21 protein-coding genes are annotated in these 22,757 nt (G+C 29.6%); 13 read left to right on the forward strand and 8 right to left on the reverse strand.

All coding sequences use genetic code 11. From position 1 onward, the window contains the following. Positions 1–155 precede the first annotated feature (155 nt). From ACE193_RS23610 to ACE193_RS23655, 10 genes are all read left to right on the forward strand, one after another. The gene (locus tag ACE193_RS23610) at positions 156–473 is read left to right on the forward strand and encodes a hypothetical protein (protein WP_375560645.1); all 318 of its coding nucleotides are present in this window, start codon (positions 156–158) and stop codon (positions 471–473) included. Positions 474–624: 151 nt separating this feature from the next. Beyond that, the gene (locus tag ACE193_RS23615) at positions 625–1,122 is read left to right on the forward strand and encodes a hypothetical protein (protein ID WP_375560646.1); all 498 of its coding nucleotides are present in this window, start codon (positions 625–627) and stop codon (positions 1,120–1,122) included. Positions 1,123–1,480: 358 nt separating this feature from the next. Then, positions 1,481–1,684 carry a hypothetical protein gene (locus tag ACE193_RS23620; RefSeq protein ID WP_375560647.1) on the forward strand — a complete coding sequence of 68 codons (204 nt, stop codon included), beginning with the start codon at positions 1,481–1,483 and terminating at the stop codon, positions 1,682–1,684. Between the two features lie 26 nt (positions 1,685–1,710). Then, positions 1,711–2,898, forward strand: a complete 1,188-nt coding sequence (locus ACE193_RS23625) for an ISL3 family transposase (protein ID WP_375560648.1) — start codon at positions 1,711–1,713, stop codon at positions 2,896–2,898. A 49-nt stretch (positions 2,899–2,947) separates the two neighbouring features. Further along, entirely contained in the window at positions 2,948–3,655 is a 708-nt protein-coding gene (locus ACE193_RS23630) for a hypothetical protein (protein WP_375560649.1), read from the forward strand. Next, positions 3,652–3,993 (forward strand): hypothetical protein, encoded by a 342-nt coding sequence (locus ACE193_RS23635; RefSeq protein ID WP_375560650.1) that lies wholly within the window; start codon positions 3,652–3,654, stop codon positions 3,991–3,993. The genes ACE193_RS23630 and ACE193_RS23635 overlap by 4 nt, the downstream gene beginning before the upstream one ends. Before the next feature lie 550 nt (positions 3,994–4,543). After that, a complete protein-coding gene (locus ACE193_RS23640) occupies positions 4,544–5,158 on the forward strand; it encodes a hypothetical protein (RefSeq protein ID WP_375560651.1) in 615 nt (204 codons plus the stop codon). 166 nt (positions 5,159–5,324) lie between these two features. Beyond that, positions 5,325–8,642 carry an Eco57I restriction-modification methylase domain-containing protein gene (locus ACE193_RS23645; RefSeq protein WP_375560652.1) on the forward strand — a complete coding sequence of 1,106 codons (3,318 nt, stop codon included), beginning with the start codon at positions 5,325–5,327 and terminating at the stop codon, positions 8,640–8,642. Positions 8,643–8,653: 11 nt separating this feature from the next. Then, positions 8,654–10,591: an AAA family ATPase gene (locus tag ACE193_RS23650; RefSeq protein WP_375560653.1), complete on the forward strand. Its 1,938-nt coding sequence runs from the start codon at positions 8,654–8,656 to the stop codon at positions 10,589–10,591. 9 nt (positions 10,592–10,600) lie between these two features. Beyond that, positions 10,601–13,993 carry a helicase-related protein gene (locus tag ACE193_RS23655; RefSeq protein ID WP_375560654.1) on the forward strand — a complete coding sequence of 1,131 codons (3,393 nt, stop codon included), beginning with the start codon at positions 10,601–10,603 and terminating at the stop codon, positions 13,991–13,993. Between the two features lie 128 nt (positions 13,994–14,121). On the opposite strand, the gene ACE193_RS23660 is transcribed toward ACE193_RS23655, so the two are convergent. Beyond that, entirely contained in the window at positions 14,122–14,949 is an 828-nt protein-coding gene (locus ACE193_RS23660; protein ID WP_375560655.1) for a hypothetical protein, read from the reverse strand. Positions 14,950–15,124: 175 nt separating this feature from the next. Between ACE193_RS23660 and ACE193_RS23665 the strand changes: the two genes are divergently transcribed. Then, positions 15,125–16,246 carry a transposase gene (locus ACE193_RS23665; RefSeq protein ID WP_375559008.1) on the forward strand — a complete coding sequence of 374 codons (1,122 nt, stop codon included), beginning with the start codon at positions 15,125–15,127 and terminating at the stop codon, positions 16,244–16,246. Between the two features lies 1 nt (position 16,247). On the opposite strand, the gene ACE193_RS23670 is transcribed toward ACE193_RS23665, so the two are convergent. From ACE193_RS23670 to ACE193_RS23700, 7 genes are all read right to left on the reverse strand, one after another. After that, the gene (locus ACE193_RS23670) at positions 16,248–18,776 is read right to left on the reverse strand and encodes an NACHT domain-containing protein (RefSeq protein ID WP_375560656.1); all 2,529 of its coding nucleotides are present in this window, start codon (positions 18,774–18,776) and stop codon (positions 16,248–16,250) included. Positions 18,777–18,799: 23 nt separating this feature from the next. Continuing rightward, positions 18,800–19,105, reverse strand: a complete 306-nt coding sequence (locus ACE193_RS23675) for a hypothetical protein (RefSeq protein ID WP_375560657.1) — start codon at positions 19,103–19,105, stop codon at positions 18,800–18,802. A 160-nt stretch (positions 19,106–19,265) separates the two neighbouring features. Next, a complete protein-coding gene (locus ACE193_RS23680; RefSeq protein ID WP_375560658.1) occupies positions 19,266–19,793 on the reverse strand; it encodes an OmpA family protein in 528 nt (175 codons plus the stop codon). A gap of 23 nt (positions 19,794–19,816) precedes the next feature. Continuing rightward, positions 19,817–20,143 carry a hypothetical protein gene (locus ACE193_RS23685; RefSeq protein ID WP_375560659.1) on the reverse strand — a complete coding sequence of 109 codons (327 nt, stop codon included), beginning with the start codon at positions 20,141–20,143 and terminating at the stop codon, positions 19,817–19,819. Continuing rightward, the gene (locus ACE193_RS23690; protein WP_375560660.1) at positions 20,140–20,688 is read right to left on the reverse strand and encodes a hypothetical protein; all 549 of its coding nucleotides are present in this window, start codon (positions 20,686–20,688) and stop codon (positions 20,140–20,142) included. Before ACE193_RS23690 ends, ACE193_RS23685 begins: the two co-directional genes overlap by 4 nt. A 24-nt stretch (positions 20,689–20,712) precedes the next feature. Continuing rightward, entirely contained in the window at positions 20,713–21,153 is a 441-nt protein-coding gene (locus ACE193_RS23695) for a transposase family protein (protein ID WP_375558619.1), read from the reverse strand. Further along, complete coding sequence (locus tag ACE193_RS23700) at positions 21,107–21,649, reverse strand: transposase family protein (RefSeq protein WP_375558620.1); 543 nt, start codon at positions 21,647–21,649, stop codon at positions 21,107–21,109. Before ACE193_RS23700 ends, ACE193_RS23695 begins: the two co-directional genes overlap by 47 nt. A gap of 87 nt (positions 21,650–21,736) precedes the next feature. Between ACE193_RS23700 and ACE193_RS23705 the strand changes: the two genes are divergently transcribed. Both ACE193_RS23705 and ACE193_RS23710 read left to right on the forward strand, forming a co-directional pair. Next, positions 21,737–22,210, forward strand: a complete 474-nt coding sequence (locus ACE193_RS23705; protein WP_375560661.1) for a hypothetical protein — start codon at positions 21,737–21,739, stop codon at positions 22,208–22,210. 10 nt (positions 22,211–22,220) lie between these two features. Continuing rightward, on the forward strand, positions 22,221–22,697 hold the full coding sequence (locus ACE193_RS23710; RefSeq protein ID WP_375560662.1) for a hypothetical protein: 477 nt from the start codon (positions 22,221–22,223) through the stop codon (positions 22,695–22,697). Positions 22,698–22,757 lie beyond the last annotated feature (60 nt).

The raw sequence follows: 22,757 nt of genomic DNA on the forward strand, positions 1-22,757 counted from the left end.
ACACGGTTAGAAAGGCTATTTTTTAGCCTAAACGTTTAAAGCGTATCAAGTCAAAACAACGTTTCAAACCGTGTTTCCAACAGACTTTTCAACAGTATTTCAAACACGTTTTCAAACATTAATTTTCAATTCATCAATCAATTTTTTCAAACATTATGGAAACGACAAAAGCAACCGACAACTTTGTAAACGCACAGCAGATAAATGTATCTGTACGTATCAAAACGCCAAAAGTGAGCCGTCAGAAATCGTATCAAGTAGTCTCTTTTTTAAATGAAGAGGGAGAGATTATCCAACAACTCAAAACGGCTTTGTCAATGACGGCACTTAATAGCCTTATTCGTACCGATGCAGGACAGGAAATTGAGCCAAAAAGCAAGGGTAAATACTTTTTGTATGACTTGACCCGAAGCGTCGAAGTATCTAACGAGAGAGAAAAGGAGTACATCAATAAGAACAAGAAAGTTAATTAATGAAGGGAAGAGAAAACCCTACTTTTTGGGTAGGGTATTTTTCCTCATAGAAAGCAAAAAAAAGTCTCAAAAACACCCAATAGAGTTGTAAAAATATGAAACTAAATATCTATGTTTACAGACCCTATTGCACAAATAAATTCTACTATTTATGGAAGCAATACAATCCCTTCAACGCTTTGATTTAGAGAAAATTAAAGCAAAACAAGCAAACTGGATAGTCCACGAAAAAACGCTATCGAATGTCCGAACCCTTATCAATGAATACAACATCGGTAAAGCTGACAAAGACCAAATACGTTTGAATGCGTACAATACAGTAATTTCAATTTATAACTCTTTTATCAATGCCTATAATGCAGGAAACTGTGATTTTATCGTCCTAGAGGACGGAGAACTCTATATTGAGACTTCAAAGTGGCTTTTAAATCATTTGGATATTGCGACGTGTAGAAGTGAACGCACAGCAGCCAACCACCTCAAAAAGATTCATAAAGCTACCCAAAACGGTTTTACAGCATTCTTACCCAACTGGATAAAACCTACTTCCAATCATCGCTTTGATAGCAACATTCGCATCAAAATCAACCCTCAACTACTGGTATTTACCACAAGAAGAAAGCGTTTTGAGCCTTTCAAAGTAAGCTAATTCATTTTTATCATTCAGACATAATAACTTTCATTTTTGCCCTTTTTGGACGCATTAAGTAAGAATTTGAAAGTGTGAGAAACTCACATATTTTTTTGTTGCCTATTTTTTAAGGTCGCAAAAATGAAGGTTGTTAAGAACTGCCTTTTATAAAGAACATAATTACACTTTTTGCAGGTAATTATAGTGTTCCTTATATAATGGATTTGAGTGTCGAGCCTTTAGGCTGATTATACTGTTTAAAAATACTATGATGTTTCTACTACTATATATTACTGTATATATGGTGTACTACAATGTACTCTATTATAGTATATTATAATAAAAAAAAGATTCAAAAATTTTCAAAAAAACCGTTATGTTCGTAAAAAACCATCCCTATCAGTTCGTTTTTTATTTTTTTGGCGACCACGAATATCTTGATGAAGATACAGGAGAAGTAATCAGAAAAGGAAACTGTTACAGAGGAACGCCTTATGAAAACAGAGGACTAAATACCGTTTTTAAATTCATTACTCAAATAATGAAATCAGAAAGAAAGGTGGCTCTTCCGACAATTTAGCGATAATTTTGTAATTTAGCTTTCCTATGGATACTACTACAATAGAACTATTATTAGGATTTTCAGATTTTTCAGTAACAGAAATAGAGTCTTCTAAAGAGCGTTTGACTATTTATGGAGAAAGTAATTTGGAAGAATCTATGTGTCCGCACTGCTTAAAAAAGTGCAAAAAAGTAACTTCTACTTCGGAACGTATTATTCGTGACCGAAATATTTTAGATAAAGAAGTTTTTTTACACTTAACTTCTCGTCAATTTCATTGTGAAGATTGTGGTCGTTATTTTCAAGAAGTCTTTAGTTTTGTATCTAAGCATAAAAACCAAACGCATCGTTTGGAAAAATATCTTTATTTATGTTTGAAAGACAGTAGTTTCAAGGAGGTTGCTATCCGAGAAAACATACTTTGGGATGTTTTAAACGGTATTTTTAAACGATACAGTCAACGTGAAATAGACGAACACTTAGATTACTTCCCCAAACGTTTAGGTATTGATGAATTTGCCTATAAAAAAGGAAAAAAAGAGTATGCTGTAGTTTTGGTAGATTTAGACACAGGTTTGGTTTGGGATATTTTAGAATATCGCAATAAAGAGTATTTAAAGAGTTATTTTTTAGCTAAAGGAGAGGCTTTTTGTAATGGTATTGAAGTATTTTCTTGTGATATGTGGGAGGGATTTTCCACTACAGCAAAAGAAGTATTTCCTCATGCTGATGTAGTAATAGATCGCTTTCATTTTTTTCAACACTGTAACAAAGTACTAGATAAAATTCGTAAAGAATTGCGACGAAAAGATGCTAAAAATGTGCATTTCAAGCAAATTAAATGGCTTTTATACAAGGCTTGGAAAGACCTTACTGCTAAAGAAAAACGAATTTTACTGAAAGCATTTAGGTTTAGTTCTGTGCTTAGAGAAGTTTATTTTATAAAAGTAGAATTACAAAATATATTTAATACTGATTTAAGTAGACAAGAAGCTCAGAAATTACTAGATCAATGGATAGAAGCAGCTCAAAAAATAAATCATACAGCTTTGAATAGATTTATAGGTACATTTAATTCTTGGAAAAATTATATTATTAATTACTTTGAAACTAGGTGTTCTAACGGAATTGTAGAGGGAGTTAATAATAAAATTAAGACCATCAAAAGGAATGTATATGGCTTTAGAAACTTTCAAAATTTGAGAGCCAGAATGATAGTCAAATTTATATAATCGCTAAATTGTCGGAAGAGCCAGAAAGGTTTTAGGTTCTCACTATCGTTTGGAAGACCAAATACCTCAAAAGCTAAAGATTTTTCATCATAATAAGTGTATTGCCACTATTCCATCAGCAGAAGGCGAAACCATTACAAATATAAAAAGAGACCCTCAAATGCTAGTCAATGCGCTGAATGAGTGGGAACGTTTTAAGATGCGTTTTATGTCTTCAAAAGGAAATGTACAAGCTCTTGCAGAACCACAAATACAGGTACAAAACAAAGAAAAGCAATTAAATGAAGAGAGAAACAGCGTTTTTAGACAGCTCAATGAATATTGCTATTATACATTAGGCTACAAGCTCAACAAAGAAAATAATTACTATCTGTATGAGAAAATTGTAGCACGTTTGAAAATACGTATCAAAGATATTCCAAACTCTTATACCGAACTCAAAGAGCTGATTGATAAAGAAGCTAATGAAAATCAGGTAACAGCTCCTACTGATTTAGACGTAGCGTATGAGCCTATACTGGTAGCCAAAACCTTCAAGAGAACACCAAAAACAATCACAAAGACACAAACCGATTTATCTGTTTTCATTGAAGCTGCCATAGATACACTTTCTAAGACCTATGAAAAAACAAACCGTAAAGCTACCTACGAGGTAAGAGCCGTTTTTGAAAATGCACTATCACGCTGCAAAGAAGTCTCAAAGATAGATGCCGTATTTACAAACTTTATTACTCAAATAGAACAAGGTCAGTTTTGAAAAAGTCTAATGCTCTTACTCTAAACAGTCCATCAAAATACAATCCTAATACTGGACGGTGGACTGTTTTTGTACCCAATGAGAATATTTGGTATATGTACAACCTACTGGAAGAAAAGATTTTTGAGTTTTATCAGACCTTTGACCCTAACCACGTAACAAGAAATAATTATTTTCAATACGTTGAAGTGTATATGTACGAGCAAGTTATCAAAAGACTGCAAAGCGCAGCAAGAGGGAACAAAAACGAGTTGAAGCTCACACAGACCGAAGCTCTAGGACTTATAAAATTAGACAGAAATTGCATCGCTTACTTATCTAAAATTGTAAATCTATAAGAACATCCTTTCCAATCCGTTTGGAAAGGATGTTTTGTTTGTACTTTATCCGTACTCTGTCTATTTTGGTCTGTACTCTGTCCGTACTTTATCTGTTTTTATTTGTATCTTATCTGTAATTTAAAGTAAATCAGAGTGCTTTTTTTTAAAAAATTAAGAAATAGCTTCAAAATTACCATTTGTAAGTGTTTGATAATCATACAGTTAAAAATCAGTTGTTTTTTTTTATGTAAATTTTGTAATATCTTTTTATTTTTTGGTATTAAGTAGTGAATAAAAGTGTATAACAATATCTGTTCGCTATGTTCGAGAAATAGGCATTTTTTAAATAATTAATGCAGTTGCATTTATATAAGTTACAGGTAATCATAAGGGAGTTTGTTCACAACATTATGTTTACGAAAAGACTTGCTGACGTGTATAGTTTAAACTTTTATATTTTCTATAAACTTTGTATCTAGGACAGGGGAAGTGTTACTAAACCCATAGTTCACAAACATTTTTCCGTTGTTCGTAATTATTATAAAGTAATAACAAAAAACACTCAAATATGGAATCAATCAATATTACATTTCAACACGGACATATTTACAACTCAAAAACAAAAGAAAGAATAGTTTTAGAAGAAAATGTAAATTATGTTCTCTTTTTTGAAAAAGAGAGTGATATGAAGATTGGAAGTTTTGATAAACCTACAAAGATTCGTTCTGCTGCTGAAATTTGTGATGAACTAAAATTAGATGCGAACGTAACACACATAAAAAAATTGAAATCTGCTGGTTCATATCTTTACTTTTTTATCAAAGAAAAAAATGAAAATAAAGAAGAAGGTGTCAGAAAACAATCTTGTTTTAGAATAACGTTACTTGAAGATTTATTTCTCTATACCAGTAGTAAATGGAAAAATAAAGATTCAAGAGAAGGAGGAATGTTAGCTGATTGTGCTTGTGTGGTGGATGAGAGTAAAGATGACGAACTTCCATTTTTTGAAAGAATATATGCTAAATCAGTAACGTCTGTATGTAAGATGACACACATTCACTATTTTGGTAATGCAGGAAGCCCTAGCAAAAACTCTTTTGATTCTGTGTATTTATTTGATATGAAGAGTAAAAGTTATCTATTAAAAACATTGAGAGGGTTTACAGATGAAGACAGGGTATAGTGAAAAAACATACTTGAAGCTGATGAAAGAATACTTTATTGAGTAAGTTTAAGGCAAGCAGTTTGCACAAGGCAAACAGTTTGTCTTATTTTTTTAATAATAAAAAAAACTTATCTTTATGATTTAAAAAGTAAAAGATAGTAATAACACTTTTTTATCTATAAATATGACTTCTGAAAGCCTCACAAAAAATTTAATAGACAATTTTTCGATAGAAAATTTACAATCTTTTTTTAGACAAAAGCTGCGTTCTTTTCGTAAAGAAAATGACGACATGAGTCATTTGTTTGACGGAAATACAGAAGAAAAATATACCAATATTTATAAAATTGGAGAAGCAAATCTAAAAGGTAATGATGAGTTATTAGTTTTTTCAGCACAAACACAGAGTTCACTTACCTACAAAACAGGAAAAAGACAGCAGTTTGAAATGGCTAAAAAAGTCTTGCAAAATGAAGAAAAAGATGCTGCTTTTTTTATCTTTTATGATGAGGACAAGAACTTTCGTTTTTCATTTGTGAAAGCAAATTTTGAAGGAAAAACAAAAAAATATACAGATTTCAAACGTTATACTTATTTTGTATCTAAAGAACAAACTAACCGAACATTTATTGAGCAAACTGAAAAAGCAGAGTTTTCAGATATAGATAGCATTATTGAAGCCTTTAGTATTGAACCACTCAATAAGCAGTTTTACAAAGATATTTCAGATGCTTTTAATCGTCTTACAGGAGTAACAGAGCATAAAAAATCAGTTAATCAAGAAATTAACTTATTTACTCCTCTTAAACTTCCTTCTCTCACTCAAAAAGAAGCTACCAAAACTTCAAAAGAATTTGCTGTTCGTTTGATAGGTAGAATTATTTTTGTGTGGTTTTTGAAAAATAAAGTTTCCAAAAATGGAACACCACTTGTCCCAACAGACTGGTTACATTCTAAAAAAGTAGAAAATACAGATTCGTATTATCATTTCTTTTTAGAAAAACTATTTTTTCAAGTTCTCAACAAGCCTTTAGACGAGCGTATAGATAATATTTTAGAAAATCATGAAAAAATTCCTTTTCTAAATGGTGGACTTTTCGAAGCACAAGAAGAAGATTATTACAATGCTGATAAAAACGGTCTTTCTACTAATCTCAACACGTTAGTTATTCCAAATTATTGGATAACAGATTTTTTCCAAACTTTAGAAAGGTATAATTTTACCATAGATGAAAATAGCCTAAGCGACCAAGAAGTAAGCATTGACCCAGAAATGTTAGGGACAATTTTTGAGAATCTTTTGGGGGAAATTGAAGCAGAAGAAGGCTCAACTACAAAATCAAAACGAAAATCAACAGGTAGTTTTTATACACCACGTCCGATTGTGGATTATATGGTAGAAGAATCTTTAATTACTTACCTCAAACAAAATACAAATCAAGACGAAGAAAAGCTAAGAGAATTATTTAAAGAAGATGACAAACAATCAACTGATTTTGAAGATAGAGAGCAAATAATCGATGCTTTTTTGAATGTAAAAGTCCTTGATCCTGCCTGTGGTTCGGGTGCTTTTCCTATTAGTGTACTGCAAAGAATTAATTTTGCTTTACAGAAAATTGACCCAAATGCTGAAATTTTTAAGGAACGATTAGTAAAAAGTATAACTAATTCGTGGTTAAGAAAGAAAATCAAAGATGATTTAGACACTTCTACAACAGATTACGCTAGAAAATTTCATATTATTCAAAACTCAATTTTTGGTGTTGATATTCAACCTATTGCTACTGAAATATCAAGACTACGTTGTTTTCTGACTCTTATTGTAGAAGAAAAAGTAGATGATAATGCAGAAAATAGAGGAATTCGTCCTTTACCAAACCTTGAATTTAAGTTCGTAACTGCGAATACATTAAAAGGAATTGAAGACAATGTAAAAGGAATGACACTTACTTCTAAAGATGTATATAAAGAAGTGGAACTGTTAGAGGACAAAAGAGAAAATTATCTAACCAGTAATGGCAAGGATAAAGAAAATATAAAACAAGATTTTATCATTTTACAGAATAAAATTAAAGCGATTGAAAATGAGAAAGCTATAAAAGGTGTAGAAGGAAAAGGACTAAAATTAGCATCTTGGAAACCTTTTAAAAATGAACCTTGTGAGTGGTTTGATGCAAATTTTATGTTTGGCGTGCAGGATAACTTTGATATTATTATTGGAAATCCTCCTTATGGTTTTCGAAATGTATTGACCAAAGAAGACAAAGTATATTTTAGAAAGACCAAAAATATAGAATTTAAAAGTGGAGATAGTGCAGAGCTTTTTATTAAAATTTGTTTTGATAATTATCTAAAACAAAACGGTATTCTATCATTCATCATTCCTAAAAAATCTCTTTATGGCGATAAATGGGAAGGTGTTCGTATGAATTATTGGAAAAAACATGATTTAGTTTTTATTGCAGATACAGGAAAATCGTTTCAAAATGTCCTTTTAGAAGCGACTGTTTTTGGTGTAAAAAAATCAAAAACAAATTCATTAGTTCAATTATCATTTCTAAAAAAAGATGGTTCTTTTGAAAGAATAAATCAATTAGACAAAGAGCTTATTTTTACAAAATTCAATACTTGCCAAATCTACAAAGGAGTTTATCCAAAAGATATTTTACATAAAATTGAAGCAAAATCAAGTAAGAAAAAATTAGTCAAAGGAAAATTAGGGTTAGCAATAGGCACAAACTTTTTTTCTGATGAAGAGCAAGAATACAAACTCTTGAAAGGAATTGATATTGAAGCCTATAAAGTCAGAAACAACAGATACCTAAAAAATAAAGACCAACTAAAATGGGAAAATGCAAAAGAGTTTTTGCAACCTAAAGTAATTGCTCAAAGAATTGTATCTCACATTGATAATCCAACTCCACACCTCAAAATTACAGCATGTTATGATGAAGAAGGAATTATAATTACAAATACCTTAATTTCTTTTGATTTACACGAAAGCATACAACCCAAATTTTGGTTGGCTTATCTCAACTCTACTTTTGTAAGTTGGTATCTCTATAATTTTGTTTATGCTCGTGCAGTGCGTACAATGGATTTTTATAATTTTTACATTCAGCAAATTCCTATTCCTGTGGCTAGTCAAGAACAGCAGGAAGTTTTTGTTCGGTTGGTAGATTATGTTTTATTTTTGAAAACTCAAGATTTAGAAACAGCTCAAGATAGGTTACTTATTAATTTTTTAACTCAAATCATTAATGGTCTTGTCTTCGAATTATATTATTCTGAAAGTATGAAAGCCGATGGAAAAGATATTTTTAAATTTATGTGGAATATCCCTGATATTACGGTTTTGAAAAGTTGTGAGGAAAAGTTAGAAACCATTCGTCAAACCTTAAAACCAATGCAAGAACTAGAAAATTCAGTTGCTCAAAATCTATACTATTTAGATAGTGTTTCAGAAATAAGAGTTATTTATAGTCAAAAATATAACCGATAAAAAGCAGACTAATGAAAATCACAAAAATAGAAATTCAAAATTATCGAGCTTTTTATGGAAACGATGTCATAGAAACAGATAAAAAAAATGTGCTTATTTATGGAGAAAATGGAAGTGGAAAAAGTTCTTTGTACAGAGCTTTAGAAGATTTTTTTCATAGTGCGAATAGTGATTATTCGGGCAAAAATATAGATTTTGTTTCCAATATTTTTAATGAAAATGAAGACGGAAAAATTACTATCCATTTTACTGGAAGAGGTAGTGGCGTATCAATTCCTTTAGATATGGGAGTACCTTTTGATAGCAGCAACGGATTTGATAAAGTATTTTCAAATTCAGCACCTTCAAATGGAAAATTTATAGCAGATGTAGGAAAACAAAATCCTTTTTTTACTTACAAACGAATTTTGAGAACCTTTTTATTTGATAAGGAACAAGAAGATAAAGTAGAACAAATTTTATTCAAATTACTGATAGAGGAGATTTTAGGAAGTTATGAACTTAAAGACAAATCTGTAATACAAATAGGTCAAGTCTGGAAAAACTTAAAAATAGATTCATTAGAGAAAGGAGCAAAACCACAAAAAGCATTTATTGAATGGCAAGATTTATTCAATAATACACTAACAGAACTCCTAAAAAGATTATCTCAAAATACAAATAAGTTTTTAAATGATTATTTTTCGACAAATTTAGAAATAGAGTTATCATTAGCTGCTAAATTTAACATCACAGATAAAAAATCTGCACAAGAACAAGTAAAGAATGCAAAAATAAATATTGAAGTAAAGTTGTTTGATAAAGAAGTACCAAAACATCACGATTTTTTGAATGAAGCTCGTTTATCTGCTTTAGCAATTTGTATGTATTTGGCATCTTTAAAAATCATCAATCCTCCGAGTGTATTAAAGTTATTAGTTCTTGATGATATTTTTATTGGTTTGGATATGTCTAATCGCATTCCTTTATTAGATATTTTGAAAAATGAATTTTCAGATTATCAAATATTTTTGACTACCTATGATAGACAATGGTTTGAGCTTTCGAAACAATGGTTTGAAAACAAGACAGATAAGGAATGGAAGTTTTATGAAATGTATGTAGATGACTTTTCAAATGAAGGCTTTGAAGTACCTAAAATAGAACAATCAAAAAGTGAAATTGCTAAAGCATTATTTTATAAGAATAAATTTGATTATTCTGCATCTGCTAATTATTTGAGAAAGGCAGTAGAAAGTTTGATTTCAAGAAAATTTAAAAAATCAGAATTGGAGGAAATAGCATTGAGGGGAATAGCATTGAAGGGAGAAGATGGAATGGACAAACAAATGTTAGATAGACAAATAAAATCTATCTTTAGTTTTTGGGAAAAGATAAATTATGAAAATATAAACTATGAAAACAGTAATCCTGTTTATCATAATGCTTTTAAAGAAATTTCAGTTTATGTACAACACCTAATGAATCCTTTATCCCACGTTGATATTTCAGTTCCTGCATTTAAAGAAGAGTTAACAAAAGTTATAACTAATTTAGAAATCCTTGAGCAATTACCTAGTTTTCAAGGTGCTAAAATTATTTTGAAAAAGAATGATGAAGTAATTCTAAAAATACGTGTTTCTGAAGAAATCAATAATATATATTTATTCAAATCTAATGAAAATGTATTTTCTATTAAATTAGGGGAAAATATATACATATCAGATAGTAGAATAAGTAGTTTAAAATGTTGGGAAGAAAAACCTAAAAGTTTAGAGGATATAAAAAAGATTGATTTTCTTAGATATAAAGATATAACATTCAGTAACGTATTGGAGAAAATAATTGAATACGAAAATAAAAGTAAAAAGGAAGCAGATTTATTGCCTATACCTAACTGGCAAGATATATTTTTCAAATATGAAGAAGATAATGCTACTCAAAAAAGTCTAAACCAATTAGCTCTATAAAATTAAACCATGTCCAACTTCATCACCAATTCCATCGACGGAAAATCAATGCAAACTCGTTTGCAAAAACTTATTCCTGTCAGCCAAGAACTCAAATTTTTGGTTGGTTTTTTTTATTTTTCGGGTTGGCAAGAGATTTATAATTATCTACAATCCAATACAGAAATCAACCTTAAAGTTTTGGTTGGACTTAGTGTTGATAAAACTGTTTCAGGAACGCTGATAGAAGTTGGTAATTTTAAAGAAAATCAAAGTAGAGAAGAAGTCTTTTCAGATTTTATAAAATCACTAGGAAAAGCTCTCAATCATTCGGACATGGACACCGAAATTTTTCACGACCAATTTGATTTTTTTATAAAACTAATAGAAATAGGTCGTTTAGAGATTCGCAAGACACAAAAACCCAATCACGCCAAAATTTATCTTTTTGCCTACAACACAGTAAAAGCAGACGAAACTGAAAAGAAAGGACAACTCATAACAGGAAGTAGCAACCTAACAAAAGCAGGTTTGCAAGGACAAGAAGAGTTTAATGTAGAAATAAAAGATTACGGTTTTGAAGAAGCAGAAAGGTATTTTGATGAGCGTTGGGAAATTGCCGATTCAATTACAGCCTTAGAAGAAGACAGAAATATATTGATTGAATTTCTCAAAAATCAAACACAGGCAGCACTTATTACACCTTTTGAAGCCTACGTTTATATTCTCAAAACCTATCTTGATTTACACGAAATAAAGAAAGTTGATAGTTATTTGGATAGATTATTACTTGATGCAGGTTTTCAAAACTATTCCTATCAAAAAGATGCCGTCGGACAAGCTCTGCATGTCATTGAGCAGCACAACGGCGTTATCATTGCCGATGTGGTAGGTTTAGGGAAATCAGTTATTGCGTCTTTAATAGCCAAACAATTACGCAAACGAGGACTTATTTTGTGTCCCCCTGGACTTATGGGAAATGCCCAGCAAAAAACAGGTTGGCACGAATACAAGCATCTTTTTCAGTTATATGATTGGGATATTGAGAGTGTAGGAAAGGTAGAAGAAATTGCAGAAACTATCGAAGACCAAAATTATGATGTTATTATAATTGATGAAGCACACCGTTTCAGAAATCAAGATACAGCCATGTATGAGGCTTTGGCAATAATTTGTAAAGCAAAACAAGTCATTTTACTTACTGCAACTCCTTTTAATAATTCGCCTGCTGATATTTTCTCATTGCTCAAACTTTTCGTCATTCCAGGGCAATCTAGTTTGAGTATAGAAAGCAACTTGGAACAGCTTTTTAAGAGTTATGATTATCGTTTCAAACGACTTTCTAATATTTTGAAAGACTATAATTCGGAGAACGACAAAAAACGAAAACGAGTAGAAAAAATCTACAAAGATATTTTTAAAAGTAAGCCTCCTATCAATGTTTCTTTAGTCAGAAATGAAGTCAAATTTATTGCAACGCAAATCAAAGACACCATTAAAGATGTTACGATTCGCAGAAATAGAATTGATTTAAAACAAGATGTTACATATAGTAAAGAAGTTACTAACCTTTCAGAAGTAGAAGACCCAAAAGAGATTTTTTATGAATTGAGTGAAAAACAATCCATTTTTTATGATAAAGTAATTTATACTTATTTTGGTGAAAATGGACAGTTTACAGGCGCAATTTATCGCCCAAGTCAATACGAGAATGAACAAAAAGACGAAGAGAAAAAAAGTGAAGAAGAAAACCGAATCTTTCAACAGCAAAATAACTTATATGGTTTTATGCGTCGTCTGTTGGTAAAGCGTTTTGAGAGTTCGTTTGGTTCATTTGAAAAAAGTATTGAACGTTTTTTGAAGGTCAATAGAATGGTAAAATCTTTTATTGAGCATTCAGATAAGTACATTTTGGATAGAAAAGTGATTGAAGGAATTTATAATGAGCAGGAAGGAGAAGATGATTTTGTTTCTGAACAAATAGAAAATGCCTTAGAAGAGTTTGAAAGAAATGCTCAAGATAAAACTTCCCCAAAACATACGACGATTTATGAAGTGAACAAATTTAAGTTCAAAAAGCAATTTTTAGAAGATATTGAAAATGATATTGCGCTTTTTGAAATGATACAAAGGGAAATTAAAGAGTTAGATTTAATTCAAAATGACCCAAAACGTAAAAAAATAGTAGAAACAATAAAGGACGTTTTAAAACAATCTAAAGAGTCAAATGTACCAAAAAGAAAGGTAATTCTCTTTACAGAATATACTGATACAGTTAGGCATTTGGAAAAGTATTTTTCAGCAGAATTTGCAGGAAGAGTTTTGTTTTGTGATGGCAGTTTATCCAAAAAAACACAGCTAGAACTCAACACTAATTTTAATGCAAAATATAAAGACAAAGACGGAAAACAGGAAGATGATTTTGATGTTTTGGTAACGAGTGATAAACTCTCAGAAGGTTTTAATCTCAACCGAGCAGGTCTGATTATCAATTATGATATTCCTTGGAATCCTACACGAGTTATTCAGCGAGTTGGACGTATTAATAGAATAGGAACAAAAGTTTTTGAGACACTTTACATTTACAATTTCTTCCCTACACTTCAAGGTGCAACTATCGTGAAAAGTAGAGAAATTGCAGCTCAAAAAATGTTTTTAATTCATAATGCACTAGGCGAAGATGCCAAAATTTTTGATGCCTCAGAAGAGCCTTCTGCTAGTTCGCTTTTCAGTAAAATTGGTAAGTACCAAGAAGATGAAGAAATAAGTATTGATACTTTTGTAAGAAATGAATTTGCAGCAATCAAAGAAAATTACCCAGAAGTTCTTGAAAGAATTAATAGTTTTCCAAATCGCATCAAAACAGCCAAATTTTTTGAAGAAGAAAACACACTTGTTTTGAGAAAAAAAGGAACAAGTATTTTTCCTTTAGTGATTGATAAAGACAAAAATATTGAACGAAAAACTTTTAAAGATATAGTTTCTTTAGTAAAATGTGATTTTGAAACACCTGCACAACCACTAAGTAAAGCCTTTTGGAAAAATTATGAGGAAGCTAAAAATTATGCTCCCAAAAGTAGAAGAGCAAGTCCACAAATTTCTCTTGAACAACAAGCACTAAACAGCTTAAAAACACTTTCAAAAAAGTACAGAGAACAGCTTAATTCGGCTCAATTAGAATTTATTACTACGCTTATTCAAGATTTGAGAAAGTATAAAACGCTTCCTACTTATACACTTCGTAGGCTTGTTTTGGCAAATGAAAGTAAAAAAGCTGTCAAAGCAACGATTGAAAGTATTGAAGAAGTGCGTCGTCGTTTAGGTAATAATTATTTAGAAATAATCCTAAGACAAGTTCAGAATTTGGAAGAAGATATTATTATTTCGGTGGAAAATCAGATGAAAAAGGAGGATTTGATTTGAGTAGATTTTTAGAAACTTCTAGCTAATACTCTAAAATAATGAAGTAAGAGTTTGAATTACAAGGTACGAGCTAAATATGCAGCTCTCATTTGGCTAGAGTCTGACGAGGAAGGGCGGCTGTACTTAGATTATAGGACTACTGACTGTTTAGAGTTACGGTAATTTTCTATGACTAAAAGTGCAGGGGAATAGTCTTTGTATTTATCTGAATTAGGTAATTTCTTCCAAATTGCTGGGCTATTACTTAAAAGCCCCAAACTAAAAAAACTATTTTTATAAAGTTTTTGATAAATATAGTTTATTTCTTTAGTGTTTAGTTCTTCAAAGTTTAAGTATTTTACATAAGCAATCATATAATTTTCGTGATATTCAAATAATGAAAGAAAAAGGTCTTTATAGTAAATTTGGATAGATTGTAAATAATTAAAAAAACAAATATCGTTATTTGAAAAAGAAAGTTCAGGCTGAGTATGTACAATATATTCACAAATTTTGGTAGTTTTTTTCTTAGCTTTTCTGAAATATTTATTTCTTGTAACACTGCAAATAGGGGAATGAATCTGAGGTAATTTAGATAATTCTTGAAAATCATAGTTTTTTACACCAGTAAAGTAAACTATTGCCCAAAGTCTTGTGTCTTTACGTCCTAAAAGCTCTAACATTTTTTTACAAATGATTTCACTTGTTATTCTATGTTTTACAACAAAAATTGTCGAAAATTTCACATTTCTTAAAACTTTAAAAGATACTTCTTCCAAAGTTTGTTCCGTCATTTTTTGTGATAGATTAGAAAATGAAACATTCCCTAGTTTAACTTCTTCTTCAAATTCAGAAATAACTTTTTCTTGCCAATCCCATAAACTACCATGATAAGGAATTACTCCTCCATTACATACTTCCATTTCTTTTATTATATTAAGAGCTTGCTCACTATTATAAGAAGGAAGTGATTGCATATATTTTTCCTTATTAATTAATTCGATATTATAACTAAACTCTTTATTCGCTAATAAAACTGCCGTAATTTCTTTACTACCAAAATCACTTGCATAAAGGGTTAAATAATACTATAGTACTGGACATGAGTTAAATTTTTGACAAAAAAAGGACAGAAAGAGTTAATTTAGAAGTGTGAAAACCAAAAAACTCTATTCCGTCCTGCTGAACAAATATACAAAGGAATTTTCAGATATTCCTATCCATTATGTTCACGCTACTTTGTTGCTTATTAGCTGTATTCTGATAAAAGAAACTGTTAATCTAAACAAATTAAAAAATCAAGTAGGTATTTTTTTAAATTCTCCTACTGTTCAAATTGATTCTCATTATAAACGGCTTACTCGTTATTTTTTGGATGTCTATGTTCAAAAAACACTATGGAAGCTGATTCTAGTTTTTAGTATAGGCTCTTTTTTGAATAGAAAAGACATAAAAAAAGAAATTTTCTATCTAGCTATGGATGGTAGTGTTTGGCAATTAGGGGAATATACCTATCATGTTTTGGTCTTAAGTGTTATTTATAGAAAAATGGCTATTCCTATTTTTTGGATCAATTTAGAACGAAAAGGTAGTTCTACTGTTGCTCATCGTAAAAGTTTATTAGCATCGGCTTTATTGTTATATCCTTTTTTAAAAAGATTTACAATTTTAGCTGATAGAGAGTATAAAGGTAGAGTTTGGTTTAGGTATTTAGAAGAACAAGGATATACTTACATTATTCGTCTTTGTAAGGGAGATTATCAATTAGAAGTTAAAAAATACCACAGCTTACTTAAAAAAGCTAAATCAGGCAAACTAGTAAGCCAAGAATTTGAAACTGACTTTGCAAAAAAACTAAAAATAGTGATTTCTTATAATGCTCAAGCAGCAAAAGAAAGTGAAAAGTTTGTCATTTTATTAACCAACAAATATCGTTTAACAAAGGAGAAAATTAGTGCTATCTATTATCTCAGATGGAAAATAGAGTGTTTATTTAGACATTTGAAAACAAATGGATTTCATTTAGAGGAGTTAGGAATGGTAAACCCAAGAAAAATTCGTGTTCTAATGGCATTAGTAATTGCATCTTTTTTACTCTGTATCTTAGAAGGAGTAAAAACAAAACAAAGAGTAAAAAAAGACAATGAATCCTTTTACGAGTCTGTTTTTAGAATCGGATATGGAAAAGTAGTATTTTATGCTACTTCTATAGACAAAATATTAAAAATAATAACCCAATTAGTGCAAAAATCTAAAACTCAAAATACAACCTAAATTAACACATGTCCAGTACTGTAAAATAATACACTAAACCATGGGTTAAATCAGTTATTTTTTCCAAACGATAAAGATCTAAAGGTCTATAAGTTTGTTTTAATGCAAAATCCAAAAGTTTTTCTGTATAATAATTTATAGACCTAAAATACTCATAAGAAAGAAAAATAGAAAAATGGCATTTATCATTTGGTATATTTAATACTACTTCTGATAACTTACGAACAAAACTAATTTCATTTTCACTATCATCTAATTTTATTTCTACTACAAGAAACATAAGAAAACTAGGCAACTCATACCAACTATTATTTTCATTAAAAGTCTGACATAAAAAATTATTACATGATAAAATTAACAACTTAGATAAATTTTCTTTATCCACTTTTTGAAAATTATAGAAAAAATTAATAATTGAATGAAACTCTTTATAATTGATTTCAGGCTCTTCTAGTATTAATGCGTTTATGTTATTATCTTCATAATAATTAATTGAAACAAAGTAGTTTAGGATATCTGAAATTAGAGTTCCGTGAGAATATTGTCTTTCATACTTATAAATTTTATACAACATTGCTTTTGCACTTCTCAAAACTTTATCGTCTTTATGTCGTGCAATAGTAAAAATTTTGACTACATTTTGTAGAGTGCTTTCAGAAGCCAACCATTCTTTACCAAATAGATTTATAAACTTTCCACTCAAATCCTTTTGAAATTTATCTTTACGTGCAAATGATGCCAATACCTCTATTACTTCTGGGTGGATAGGTTTGTACCAAAAAGACAGCAAGCTAACAATTTTACTCATGTCATTTTTATATCTTTCAAATGATGCGTTACTTTCGGCTATTATTCTGCCTGCTAATAATAAATCTCTTTTTAAAGTCCTCTCAAAAGGGCTTTTTTGCTTTTTTACAGTAGTAATAAACAAATCTAAATTTTTCAACTCTGTTTCTTCAAAAAGTCCTGCCATTAGTAAAATAGGCTCTCTATAAGTTAATTGATGTAAATTAACCTTTAACCACTTCTCTACTTGTTTGGTATTATTAAGCCAAGCATTTTTAAGAGATGCTCCAAAATAGAATTCTAAAAATGTTTGGTGCAAAAAGAATATGTTAGCATTTTCATACTCTTGTTTTTCTTTTTTATCAGAAGCCAAAATACCCAAATCACGTCTCAAAAAGTCAATTCCTTTTTTATCAATATTTTCTTTTCTAAGATATTCGTTAAGTTGGTTTAGTGTATTTTTACATTTTGAACTGATCTCTGTCCATTTACATTCGCCTTTTTGATAAACCTCTAAGGCGATAGTTTTTAGGATATGCTTTATATTTTCGAATTCGTTATCATAATAAATATTTCTGTTCTTTTGAATTTGAATTCCATTTCTTCTGAGTGCTGCATAAAAAAGATATTTAAAGTGTTCATCATATAGTTTAGAACGAGAACTTGCCTGCTCAAAAATTTTTAAGCCTTCCTCACAAGCTAAACGTACTGCAATTTTCAATAATAGAGGTGTTTCTGTAGCTTTAATTAATGAGGGTTTTTCTTGCATTATAGAAAGAATATCTTGAGCAATAACCTTATCCTTATTTTCATCAAACTGTAAAATCCATTTTTTAATAAATTCTTCTTGTGAAGTTGGATTAAGAGGTAAAATAGTAAATTCTTTAGCAAGATTAGGCTTTTCACCTGAACGTAAATTGGCTATACGTACTGCAACAATGGCTTTGGGTACAATATCCACTAAACTATTTACCACTTTTTTTGCCTTTTCACTTTTACTGATTGGAACTTCATCAAAACCGTCAAGTAAAAGAAAAAGTTTGTTAGATTGTATCCAAGAAAGAATAAGGTTGAAGGAAAGATTATGAACGATATTCTTCAAAATTTTATCTTCTTTAACATCCTCTCGAATTACTAAATTATCTAAAACTTTCTGTTTTATAATTTCTTGTATTATTGTACTAGAAATTTTACTAATAACTGCTTCAATTATAATTATATATTCATTTTTAACATCAAATTCATTGACTTTTCCAAGTTCAATAAAAATAGGTATATAATCTGAAATACCAATATTCTTATCGTAAATTTCATTAACTTCTATTTTTTTTGAACAAAGAAAAGAGGTAATATATTTTAAAGTAGTTGATTTTCCACCACCTGGCTCGCCTGCTAATATAAACTTGTCGTTATTCTTTAAAACTTCCTCTAATTCTTGTGGTGGCTTTTCAGTTTTTTGTTCTATGTTATCTTTTTCTTGATCTTTATTTTTACGTTTTTCATCAACTAAATCTGATTGTGGTATGCCTTCACGTTCTTGCAGCAATACATACACATCTGTAATTTTCGCCTTGCTATCTAATTCATCAAGGGTAGAAAATTCAGTATGCACATTTTCTAAATATGTTTTTTCGGCTAATGCCAATAGTTCTTTGGGAACTTCTTTAATGTTTTTGGTATTGATAAAATTTACAATCCCATAGTTATCGAATTTCTCAAAATAATTTTCTGCATTGATATTCATTTTCTCAATTTAGTTTTTTTACATTAGTCAAAGTTAATAGTACCGTTATTATCTAGTTTCTCAAAATAGTTTTTAGAATTGATAACCCTTTTAGTTTCAGTTTTTGTCTCTTGTTGGGGCTGTTGAGTATTGCTCTCTGATAAAAGTATGTTAGCTAAAGCTTTTAACTGGTCATAAAAATCTACGTCAGTTTTACTTTGTATAAAAGCTTTTTCCAAGCGTGTGAGCATTGGGTTAGGTACTACATCTGGATTGCTTTTCAAGAAGATAAAAAACTCTGAAATTTCCAGTTCTTCTATATAGTGATATGCTTGTTCTAATTTTGTCATTTTATGTTTATTTTTTTGCTCCAAAAGTCGTTTATAAATGGAACTGCGTTCTAAAAATTTACCTTTCATAAAAAACACCATCAATTCAATCAAGAATTAATGGTGTTTATAATATACAAAAAATAATGATTAGTAATTAAAAGTTAGGGCATCATTTTATTTATTGACTCTTGTTATATAGTACTAAAACTTCTACTCTTCGATTACGTTTATCCTTTCTTCCATATTTTGGTTTTGTGCCTCCAAAACCTATAACTTGTATTCTTTTTGTAGATATACCTTTTTCTATCAAATAATTTCTAATAGATTGTACTCTCTTTATGGATAAAGTATAGTTCATTTCAATATCCTTTTTTCTACTACTATTTACTCCTGTATGCCCATGAAATTCTACATCAACCCTTGGATTTTCTACTAAAAATTGAAACAAACTATCTACTACTTTAGTATCTTTTATTTTCCAAGAAAGGTAATCAAAGTTTATATCTTTCAATGGTATGGTATCTCCTTCCGATATTTCTTCTCCTTGAAACAGAAATTTGATTTTATTTGTAGTATCTTTTTTAGATGGAATAAGTAATAGTTTTTCTATATTTCTCATAACTAAACTGTCTCTTTTTTTATTATCTATGTTAGGTTCTGCTTCTAAACCTTCTATAATAAATAACCCACTACCTTCTGTACTCAAAATAAACTTATTTCCTATTATATCTACTTTTGATATAAAAACCTTTTTTTATGAGTATATATATTTTCTAATTTCATTTTTAGTAAATCTAAAAGGTAAATACTTCCACTTTCATCGAAGATATAAATGCTAGATTTTTCACTTAGCTCAGTACTAAAAATTATATTTAGATCTTTTTCTATTTTCCAGTTTTTCACCTTTTTATTTTTTTGCTCTAATCCTTTATGGTAAAAAAATTTATTACCTTTCTTTATCAAATTATAAGAAACAGAATCATGATGAATTCCTGTCGTTAATAATTTATCAGTCTCTTTTAGAACAGAAAAGATTGTATCTTTATTTTTAATCAAATTATGATTTGTTCTAATCCACCTATCATTATTTGCTTAACCTCTTCTTCTAAATTGTAATGAGATTTAGAAGAATATAGATTATATAATTCTCCTTTTTTTGTAAAAAAATACATACTATCATTAACAGAGTAAATAGATTTAATTAAACCATTTGAGGTGTTTTCTGGTTCTATATGGTAACTTTTAAAACAACTATCTCTTTTTGCTATAAAAATCTCAGCTATGTTCCCAACATAAGAACCTATAAACAAACTGTTTTTTTTATCATTTATAAATAATTTATTAATTTCATTAAATGGAAGTTTATTATTTTTTTTTGATAACTTTCGCACTCCATTAGAATCTACTATCTGTAATCCTGTATCTGTACCTATAAATAAGCAACCTTTTTTGTTTATTTGAAAATCATTTATTAGTACAGTACCGAATTTAACAGTATCTAAATAAATATGCTTCCATCTAATTTCTTGTACTTGTCCAAATAAAGATATACATGAGAAATAGACTAAAGCAAAAAAAAATGTATGTTTTAAATAATTCATATTTATTTTAATTATTAGACTTTATTACGATAATTTTTGATAGGTTATTCTTGTCTTTACCCTTAAATTATGAATACCACACGCAATTTCCATGACTTGGTCTCTTACCTCTTCTCCCCACAATCGGATTTCATCTAAGACAATTCTAAGTCTTTTTACTCCTGCTATGCTGTGTTCTGCACGTACTCTACGACTAGACTTTTTACTATTTTCAGCCTTGTCCTGCTCCGATAATTCTTTTCCTCTAGGCTTTTTTTTGGGTTGCTCAATAAGGACACCTTTAGGTCTATGACCTTGATAACCAGTATCTTGATGAAGAATAGTTCCCTCAGGAAAGGTAATATCATCTTCTTCTAATAAACGTTTATCGTGTACTTTTCCTGTTTCTGTATCTCCTAAAAAAACTACCTCTTGATGTTTATCTGTAACTAAAGTATTTTTTATAGTGTGCTTTTTTTTTTCCACTATATACTTCTTTTTGAGCTTTGTAATCGGAGGGACGAGGAATTTCACGTTCGCTTCCATCTACCCATAACTCTAAGGCTTTACCTGCTTCTTCAACACGATCTGCAAGTTTTATTGTCCATTCCGATTCATTTCTTGCAGGCAATACATTAATTTTTCTTAAACTTTCTTTTAAAATGGGAAGAAGGCTGTTAATCCATTGATTAACTTTTCCTTGAGAAACATCAAAAGTAAGAGCTAAAGATTCCTGTAAAGGGTTGTTTTTCAAGTAGTAAAGGATAAAAAAAAGTTTCATTTCACTACCTTTTAGTTGTATTTTTGCGTGTTCTCGGAAGGTGGGCTTATTTCTAGCCTTTCCTTTGAGGTCATAATACATATAATGTTTTTCCCAAAGTGGAGAAAAAGTAGCTAATAACTCATCAAACTCTTTGATAGTCAAGCTAGTAAGAGCCATAAAAGGCTTTTCTTTTTTACGTAAGTTAGGTAAATCAATCATAAAGTAAGGATAAAATGACCGCTAATATAATAAAATTTACGTTTTAAAGTCTGTTGAATAAATTTCACAAATTTAAATACTAAAATTATGGTACATGCTGAATTAGATTATTTGGAAACTAAATACTACGCTATTTTTGAAAATATGGAATATGTAGAAATAGATAATATTGAAGCAGCCTTTAAGCAACCTAAAAAAGCTATTTTTGCTGTAAAAAAGCAAAATTATGGTACAACTAAATCCCATTACAATGACAATTTTTTTGCTCATTCTGAATACACATTTTATAAAAATGATTTGAATGAATATAAAGTCAAAAAATCTGACTGGGTTTTACTAAATATTCGTGAATCACAAACTCGTGGTAGAGAAACTTTCTATAAAATTTCAGACCCTAATGGTGTAATCCGACATCTACCTAATTATGTTTTAATGAAATCAGTAGGTAGTAGAACTGATTATTTTCAAATCAAAGGAATTGTACTTATAATGAAAAAGTTAGAGGAATTATCAATATATTCTAACTGGAGAGATTATGATAAAGCAACTTCTTCAAAATAAAACTAATATTATGACACACCCAATACTTGACACTACTGAAACTTCATATTATGCTATTTTTGAAAACTTAGAATATGTAGAAGTAATTGATATAAAAACAGCTTTCAAACAGAAACCAAAACCTATATTTGCCATAAGAAAACAAAACTGTGGTGTAACTAGGTCTCAATACAATGAAGATTTTTATGCTCAATCTAGTTACGATTTTTACAATGAAGATGAACAAAGCTATTCTATAGATAAATCTAATTGGAAATTGTTTAGTGTAGTAGAACCAAGAGGTTTTCAGAGAAATACTTTGTATGAAATTTCAGACCCTAACAATGAAAAGAGAAAGTTTTCACATTACTGGCAGAATTGTTTTCAAATTGAAGGCATTATAAATGTAATTAAATTTATACAAGAATTGTCAGAATATTCAGATTGGAAACATTTTGATGAAGCAAAGCCTAATTCTTTTACTACTCATTTCAAAATGGTTAAATAATAATTATCTAAAAAAATAGAGTTTCATTTTTGAAACTCTATTTTTTAGAATATTTATATA

It is taken from the genome of Bernardetia aquimarina (genome assembly GCF_042180575.1).
Lineage (GTDB): Bacteria > Bacteroidota > Bacteroidia > Cytophagales > Bernardetiaceae > Bernardetia.